Consider the following 7,950-nt stretch of genomic DNA (forward strand, 5'->3'; position numbering starts at 1 on the left):
AGCGCGAGCGGTTCGCGCTATTCGTTGACTCGGCGCGCAATACCGTTGGCGCTGTCGATCAGCACCCGACGGTAGTCGCTGTAATTATTTTTCGCATCCGCACGGGGTGCGACGATGCACAGGGTGGCAATGCAGATACCCCGCTCGTCATTGACCGGCGCGGCGAAGCAATGGGTAAACGTATCGGCAACACTGTCGAAGGAAAAGAAACCTTCTTCACCTGCCCTACGAATCTCTCGCAGAAAGGTCTCCATGGGCAGCCGTTCGCCACCTGGAAGGATGTAATCCTCGGGATCGATCAGGTCGTTGATTTCCTGGTCGCTCAGATGACTGAGCAGTAAACGCCCGGACGCTGTCCAGGGGATCGGTGCGTTTTCGCCGATGTCGGATGAAATGCGAAAGTGCCGTTCGCCCTCTTTCATCAACGCCACCGTGTATTTGCGGCCGTTGAGCAAGCACATCTGCGCGGTTTCATGGGTTTGGCTGACGATTTCTGCCAGGGAGGCTTCGGCTTCACGGGTGAAATCGAAATGGCGCAAATGCGCCTGGCCAAGAAAATACAGCTGGCGTCCGAGATAGACGTGCCCGTCTTTGCCCACGGTTTCCAGAATCCGCCGCTCAAGCAATGAACTGACCAACTCATAGACCGTGGATTTTGGACTGCCGATGCCGCTGGCAATTTCATTCGGGCGCAGGGGTGTGCCCTTTTCTTTGAGGAAGTCGAGGATATCGAACGCCCGATCCAGCCCTCTGGCCCGACGTTTGATGGTGTCTTCGGTCATGTTCGCACTACCCAATAAGCGATCGGTAAAGAATGCCGAGCAGTTTAACGCCGTGAATCGATCGTTCCCACGCTAGCGCAGGAACAATCACCGCATGAGCGTCAGGCCTTAGGCTTTTTGTAAGCCACGCAATCGATCTCTACCTTGCAATCAACCATCATGTTCGCCTGGACACAGGCACGGGCCGGTGCGTGTTCGCTGGTGAAGTATTCAGAAAATACTTTGTTGAAGCTCCAGAAGTCTCGCGGGTCATCCAGCCAGACGCCGGTGCGGACCACGTCCTCCAGGCCGTATCCCGCTTCAGCGAGGATCGCGATCAGGTTCTTCATGGTTTGATGGGTCTGCTCGACGATCCCGCCATTGATGATCTCGCCGTTTTCCGCGGGCACTTGGCCAGACACGTACAGCCAGCCATCGGCTTCGACTGCCCGGGCGAAAGGACGGGGCTGGCCACCGCCGGCGGAGCTACCGGTGCCATAACGAGTAATGCTCATGAAATTCTCCTGCTATTTATCTAAAAGATTGATGCTGATGTGTTGAACGATTAAAAACGGATGTTCTTGAGGAACTCGCTCAAGCGCGCCGACTTTGGTCGTTCGAACAAGTCCTTTGGCGGGCCCTGTTCTTCGATCCTGCCCTGGTTCATAAACACGATCTGATCGGACACTTCGTACGCAAAGCGCATCTCGTGGGTGACCAGCAGCATGGTCATGCCTTCTTCAGCCAGGCCCTTGATAACGCTCAATACCTCGCCGACCAATTCCGGGTCCAGCGCCGAGGTCACTTCATCAAATAGCATCAGGCTCGGGTTCATCGCAATCGCCCGGGCAATCGCCACGCGCTGCTGCTGACCGCCGGACAATTGGCCTGGGAAGTGGTTACGTCGATCCAGCAGTCCCACGCGATCCAGCCATTTCTCGGCCAACGCCACGGCTTCGTCCTTGGGCAGCTTCTTCACCTTGAGCAAACCCAAGGTGACGTTCTGCAAGGCGCTTAGGTGCGGAAACAAATTGAATTGCTGAAACGCCATACCGGTCATGGAGCGATGCTGGGCAATGACTTTTTCCGGGTGACGGACTCGTTTGCCGTCCACATCGCTGTAGCCGATGTCCTGTCCGTCCAGGCGGATGTGTCCGCCCTGGAACTCCTCCAATAAATTCACGCAGCGCAGCAAGGTGGTCTTGCCTGAGCCACTGGAGCCGATCAAGGTCACAACGTTGCCGCGCTGCATGTGCAGGTCAACGCCTTTGAGTACTTCAACCGGGCCGTAGGATTTGTGCAGCCCTTCGATGCTCAGCAACGCAGGAGTGGTAGCGGATTGAGTCGGAATCATGGCAAGGCCACCCGTTTTTCGATTTGCCGTCCAAGAAGTTCGATGGCGTAGTTGATGATGAAGAACAGAAACCCGGCGAACAGATAGAATTCCAGGGTCATAAACGTTCTGGCGATGACCTGTTGGGTACTGAGCAATAATTCGGCGACACCGATGACCGACAACAAGGTCGAGGCTTTAACGATCTCGGTGGAGGAATTGACCCAGGTCGGCAATATCTGCCGCAGCGCCTGAGGCAATAGCACGTAAGCTAATGATTGCCTGAACGTCAGACCAATCGCCTTGCCTGCTTCAAGCTGACCACGAGGAATGGCCTGTAAGGCGCCGCGAACGATTTCCGCAACGTGGGAGCCGCAAAACAGCGTCAGCCCCAGGGCACCGGCTTGAAAGGCAGTGATTTGCCAGCCCAAGGCCGGGGCCATATAGAAGCAGGCCAGCACCAGCACAAACACTGGTGTGCCGCGTATCAGATCGACGTAGATGCGAAACGGCAGACGACCCCAGAGCTTGCCATAGGTCAGCACCAGGCCGGCGAACATGCCAATCACCGTGCCGCAGATAATCGCCATCACCGAGCATTGAATGGTTGTAAAGAACCCCGCCAATAGGGCTTCGCGGGCGATCCATAGTTCTTGCAGCCAGCTGGATTCATCCATTTCAAACCTCCTAGCGACGGATCGCCAAGCGCTGCTCGAGGTAGCGCAAGAGCATCGCGATGAGATAACAGGCCGCAACGTACAACGCCGTGGTTACCAGCCAGGTTTCGATTACCCGGTAGCTTTCCACGTTGATTTTGCGGGCGTAATAGGTCAGCTCCGGCACGGCAATCGCCGCCGCCAGTGAGGTGTCCTTGAACAGCGAGATGAAGTTGTTCGAAAGCGCGGGCAACACGTTGCGCAGCATCACCGGGATGATGACGTACGCCCGTACTTGCCACTCGCTCAAGCCGATGGCCAAGCCTGCTTCGCGCTGGCCCTTGTGGATGCTCAACAACCCGGCACGGAATACTTCGGTCAAATAAGCCCCGGCGTAGAGCGACAACGTGACGATGAACGAGGACAGCTTGTCCATGCGGATGCCGAGACTGGGAAGCGCAAAATAGATCAACAGAATCAGCACCAGAATCGGCGTATTACGGATGACAGTGACGTACACCGAGGCAATGATGCGCAATGACCGATGTTTCGACAGCAGCGCGAACGCCGCAATCAAGCCGATCACGCAACCGATGGCAATCGAGATCAGCGCCAGCTCCAGGCCCAAACCGAGGCCCGACAGCAAGCTGGGAAAGTCCCGCCAGACGGCTGCAAAATTTAACTGATAGTTCATGGTTAGCAGTACCTGGATCGGGGCAGTCAACGCACTGCCCCGCTCTCACCGAGTCATTTGAATTCGACAGGGAAACCAATTTCAGGGATCGGCAGATCAACACCAAACCATTGTTTGAATGAAGCGGCGTAGGTCGGGAACTCAACACCGGTCATCGCCTCATGCAGCACGGTATTGACGAAATTCAGCCAATCCTGATCGCCACGTTTGACAGCGCAGGCGTAGGTTTGAGGGCTCCAGGCAAAGTTCGGTGTGCGATAGCGGCCTGGGTTCTGCACGATGAGGTATTTCACTGATGACTGATCGGTGGCTGCTGCGTCTGCACGACCGGAGTTGACGGCCTGATACATCAGGTCAACGCTGTCGTACTGATCGACCTTGGCTTTGGGCAGCGCCTGATGCACCAACTCCTCGGCGTACACGTTTTGCAGCACGGCCACGGTCACGCCATCGCCGGCAGCTTTCAGGTCATCAATTTCTTTGTATTTGCTTTTGATCGGCAGCAGCAGCGCAACGCCTTCACGGTAGTAAGGCAGGGTGAACGCGACTTGCTGAGCACGGCTGGCAGTGACGGTAATGAACTGACAGCTCATGTCGACTTTGTCGGTGAGCAGGTTAGGAATCCGCGCGTCGGACGATTGCACCACGAACTCAACTTTGCTTGGGTCGTTGAACAAGCCCTTGGCGACCATCCGCGCGATGTCGATATCGAAGCCCTGGAGCTTTCCGTCTGCGCCCTGGAAATGCCAAGGGGCGTTGGTGCTACCCGTGCCGACCACCAGATGACCACGTTGCAACACGCTATCGAGCTTGCTGGTGGCATCTGCCGCCTGCACGGAGCCGATAAGCGAGGCCGTAGCCGCAAGAACAAACGCACAAGCTTTCAAAAAGGAAGGTCCGCGATGCATGTGATGAACTCCGCCGTGATTTAAATTCCGCTATAGCGGAACAAGGTGTGTAACAACGGAATACAGAGCAGAAAGTGTGCCACAGGACGTGACCGAAAAAGAAGGCCGGAAAAAAGGCTTTGAGATCAAAGGGCTAACCGGAAAAAATAGTATTTTTATGTAACAGCGTTACAACGGCAACCCGCTACTGTTTGCTACAGGCTTGTGTAGCAAGGCCCCAAATGGGTGCGCACGCGCCTCAAGAGTGCGCGTCGCCGTCGGCTGATTGACTGAAAGAGAGGGAGAATGATCGGCTTCGGCAGCCATGGGACTTAGGCTAGAGGGCAGGTGCAAACATGCGCGAAATTACGGTATGGGATTAAAGTCCGCAGCAAACGCCGAGGCGTCGACAAAACCAAGCGCATGAGGGCGTGTATTCGTTGCGCTTAGGGAAATAAACAACGAAGAGGTGTATGCCGGCTTTCCAGGCAAGGAAACCTTCAGGCTTTTTTCAACTTCTCTAATACAGTCGCTGTGAGTCACCAAGATAAGATTGTGCCCGGCCGCCTTATGTTTAATTGCGTTTGCAAGCATCTTAATACGGCAATCGGCTAGCCATGTCTGGGTTTCTACCTCTCGGTGAAACATAAAGGCCGCCGTCTGTTTTGTTCTAGGAAGAGGGCTGGAAAATACATCGGTATTATTTAACCCTAGTCGTTGAAACTCTTCGCCTACCTCCCGCGCGGTGTCACTGCCCCGAGCAGTAATACCCTCTTTGACGCTTAGGCAGGTGGCGTTCGACTGGTCGCAACGCTCTGCGTGGCGGACGAACACGACTATTTCCCCTTTGTTCCAGGAAGCCTTCAGGTTCGCGATTTCAGCAGCCGATCCATGGCCAAGGTTCCTCAACGCAGGGTGCTTAAGGAGAAAATATGCTGTGCTACTTAACAACCCAATCAGCAGTAAAGTCGAAACTACTTTGTAACGCCAAACAATCCGCCCAATAAATAACGAGCTCGAACGAATGCGGGTAACGTTTTCCATGGGGCACACTTCTCTGCCAGCGTAGACTGTTATTTTGACGTCATGATTTACAACAGCATTCTGCAGCCGCTAGAGCGCACCGAGTACACCGCATGAATAGCAGGGTGGGAATAAGTTAAAAGGTACGTGATTTTTCGCGGACTATCGCGGTATAAAAAAGTTACTGAAGAAGCGTTCAGCGAGTGTTCAGAAAGGAAATTAACGAGGTATTGGATGTAGACAGTCCCCGCTGGCGAGGACTAATGCCGGATTGGTAAGGCGAGATGATCAAGCCTTGGTATTGATGATTTCTCCTGCGCCGCCGGCACCCGCTGACATCAAGTCAGCTACGGAAGATGCTTCGGTCGCCGCCGCTGTAGAAATAGCGGTGGGGGTTGCCGTTAATTCCTTGCTGGGCCTGAATGTGGCCTGGTGTTGCGCCGTCACGCCGACGTTGACTGGAATGGAGGCTGAAATTACGCCGATCACCATGTGTAGCTCCTTAATGGGGTGGATACACGCAAGCACGTCAACAACGCTTGGCGCGGGGAGAAGACGCCTAACAGACTAGACGGCGAAATGTCCGTAGGGCGTCCTTCGGATGTGAAAATTTTGTGGGATTGGAAGGGAGGTTGGCGTGGAAAGAGATGTCCGGACACTCTCCGGCTGCCCTTCCGCGCGCCAAGTGTTACTATTGCGCCCCTTTAAAGCCGCACTGACTGATTTTGGGTTGCGCGTTCTGCGTCCAGCCTGCCTTGGCCGTGCGTTTTTTGGCTGTTTTGGGTTAATACCCAACGCCATTGTGCCGGGCCGTCGTGCCTTTACGCCTTTGCTACCTTGCAGGACACACTTTTGATCTCCACAGCTAACATCACCATGCAATTCGGTGCCAAACCTTTGTTCGAAAACGTTTCGGTCAAGTTTGGTGGCGGGAACCGTTACGGCCTGATCGGCGCCAACGGCTGCGGCAAGTCTACTTTCATGAAGATCATGGGTGGCGATCTGGAGCCATCGGGCGGCCAGGTGATGCTGGAGCCAAACGTGCGTCTGGGTAAGTTGCGTCAGGACCAGTTCGCTTACGAAGAATTCACCGTGATCGATACCGTGATCATGGGCCATGAGGAATTGTGGAAAGTCAAAGCCGAGCGCGATCGTATCTATTCGCTGCCGGAGATGACTGAAGCCGACGGCATGGCTGTCGCCGAGCTGGAAACTGAATTCGCCGAAATGGACGGCTACACCGCCGAATCCCGCGCCGGTGAACTGCTGTTGGGCCTGGGTATCGGCATCGACCAGCACTTCGGCCCGATGAGCGAAGTCTCGCCAGGCTGGAAGCTGCGTGTATTGCTGGCCCAGGCGCTATTCTCCAATCCTGAAGTGCTGCTGCTCGACGAACCGACCAACCACTTGGACATCAACACCATCCGCTGGCTGGAAAACATCCTGACCCAGCGCAACAGCACCATGGTTATCATTTCCCACGATAGACACTTCCTGAACAGTGTCTGTACGCACATGGCCGACCTTGACTACGGCGAGCTGCGCCTCTTCCCGGGCAACTATGACGAGTATATGACCGTGGCGACCCAGTCCCGCGAGCAACTCCTGTCGGACAACGCCAAGAAGAAAGCGCAGATTTCCGAGCTGCAATCGTTCGTCAGCCGCTTCTCGGCCAACGCCTCGAAATCCAAGCAAGCCAGTTCCCGTGCCAAGCAGATCGACAAGATCACCCTGGCCGAGGTCAAACCTTCCAGCCGTGTCAGTCCGTTCATTCGTTTCGAACAGAACAAAAAACTGCACCGTCAGGCGGTCATCGTCGAGCGCATGGCCAAAGGCTTCGACGGCAAGCCGCTGTTCAAGGACTTCAGCTTCGTTGTTGAAGCCGGCGAACGCGTGGCGATCATCGGCCCGAACGGCATCGGTAAAACCACCCTGCTGCGCACCCTGGTCAACGAACTGACCCCGGATGCCGGCACGGTGAAGTGGACCGACGCCGCGGAACTGGGCTACTACGCCCAGGACCACGCGCACGATTTCGAAGACGACTGCAACCTGTTCGACTGGATGGGCCAATGGACTCAGGGCGGCGAGCAGATCGTTCGCGGTACCCTCGGCCGCATGCTGTTCTCCAACGACGAGATCCTCAAGTCGGTCAAGGTCATCTCCGGTGGTGAGCAAGGTCGCATGCTGTTCGGCAAGCTGATCCTGCAAAAGCCGAACGTACTGATCATGGACGAACCGACCAACCACTTGGACATGGAATCCATCGAAGCGCTGAACCTTGCGCTGGAGAACTACCCGGGCACGCTAATCTTCGTCAGCCATGACCGTGAGTTCGTGTCGTCGTTGGCGACCCGCATCATCGAACTCAGCCCGAGTGGCGTGATCGACTTTAGCGGTACGTACGACGACTACCTGCGTAGCCAGGGCGTGGTGTTTTAAGAGCAGCGATTAGTTTCAAGCTGCAAGCGGCAAGTAAAAGCCCTGTCCTGGTGACGGGGCTTTTTGCATTCAGGCTTTTTGTTCTTCGGTGCTATTGAGGGCCCCTTCGCGAGCAAGCCCGCTCCCACAGGGGGAACGCATTCCAAATGTGGGA

At 55.5% G+C, this 7,950-nt stretch carries 9 protein-coding genes; 1 reads left to right on the forward strand and 8 read right to left on the reverse strand.

The features are described from left to right. Positions 1-17: 17 nt before the first annotated feature. From JWR17_RS09715 to JWR17_RS09750, 8 genes are all read right to left on the reverse strand, one after another. A complete protein-coding gene (locus tag JWR17_RS09715) occupies positions 18-782 on the reverse strand; it encodes an IclR family transcriptional regulator (protein WP_299830652.1) in 765 nt (254 codons plus the stop codon). A 101-nt stretch (positions 783-883) separates the two neighbouring features. Continuing rightward, positions 884-1,276, reverse strand: coding sequence for a RidA family protein (locus JWR17_RS09720; protein ID WP_299830654.1), 393 nt, complete (start codon positions 1,274-1,276; stop codon positions 884-886). Positions 1,277-1,326: 50 nt separating this feature from the next. After that, positions 1,327-2,115 carry an amino acid ABC transporter ATP-binding protein gene (locus JWR17_RS09725; RefSeq protein WP_299830656.1) on the reverse strand — a complete coding sequence of 263 codons (789 nt, stop codon included), beginning with the start codon at positions 2,113-2,115 and terminating at the stop codon, positions 1,327-1,329. Further along, positions 2,112-2,771 (reverse strand): amino acid ABC transporter permease, encoded by a 660-nt coding sequence (locus tag JWR17_RS09730; RefSeq protein ID WP_299830658.1) that lies wholly within the window; start codon positions 2,769-2,771, stop codon positions 2,112-2,114. The genes JWR17_RS09725 and JWR17_RS09730 overlap by 4 nt, the downstream gene beginning before the upstream one ends. Before the next feature lie 10 nt (positions 2,772-2,781). Continuing rightward, on the reverse strand, positions 2,782-3,444 hold the full coding sequence (locus tag JWR17_RS09735; protein WP_299830660.1) for an amino acid ABC transporter permease: 663 nt from the start codon (positions 3,442-3,444) through the stop codon (positions 2,782-2,784). A 53-nt stretch (positions 3,445-3,497) separates the two neighbouring features. Further along, positions 3,498-4,352, reverse strand: a complete 855-nt coding sequence (locus tag JWR17_RS09740) for a transporter substrate-binding domain-containing protein (protein ID WP_299830662.1) — start codon at positions 4,350-4,352, stop codon at positions 3,498-3,500. 345 nt (positions 4,353-4,697) lie between these two features. Continuing rightward, on the reverse strand, positions 4,698-5,375 hold the full coding sequence (locus tag JWR17_RS09745) for a histidine phosphatase family protein (RefSeq protein ID WP_299830664.1): 678 nt from the start codon (positions 5,373-5,375) through the stop codon (positions 4,698-4,700). A gap of 267 nt (positions 5,376-5,642) precedes the next feature. Beyond that, complete coding sequence (locus JWR17_RS09750) at positions 5,643-5,846, reverse strand: hypothetical protein (RefSeq protein ID WP_299830666.1); 204 nt, start codon at positions 5,844-5,846, stop codon at positions 5,643-5,645. Between the two features lie 360 nt (positions 5,847-6,206). Between JWR17_RS09750 and JWR17_RS09755 the strand changes: the two genes are divergently transcribed. Next, entirely contained in the window at positions 6,207-7,796 is a 1,590-nt protein-coding gene (locus JWR17_RS09755; protein ID WP_299830668.1) for an ABC-F family ATPase, read from the forward strand. The last annotated feature ends 154 nt before the right edge of the window (positions 7,797-7,950 follow it).

The organism is Pseudomonas sp. (assembly GCF_028293835.1).
Taxonomy (GTDB): domain Bacteria; phylum Pseudomonadota; class Gammaproteobacteria; order Pseudomonadales; family Pseudomonadaceae; genus Aquipseudomonas.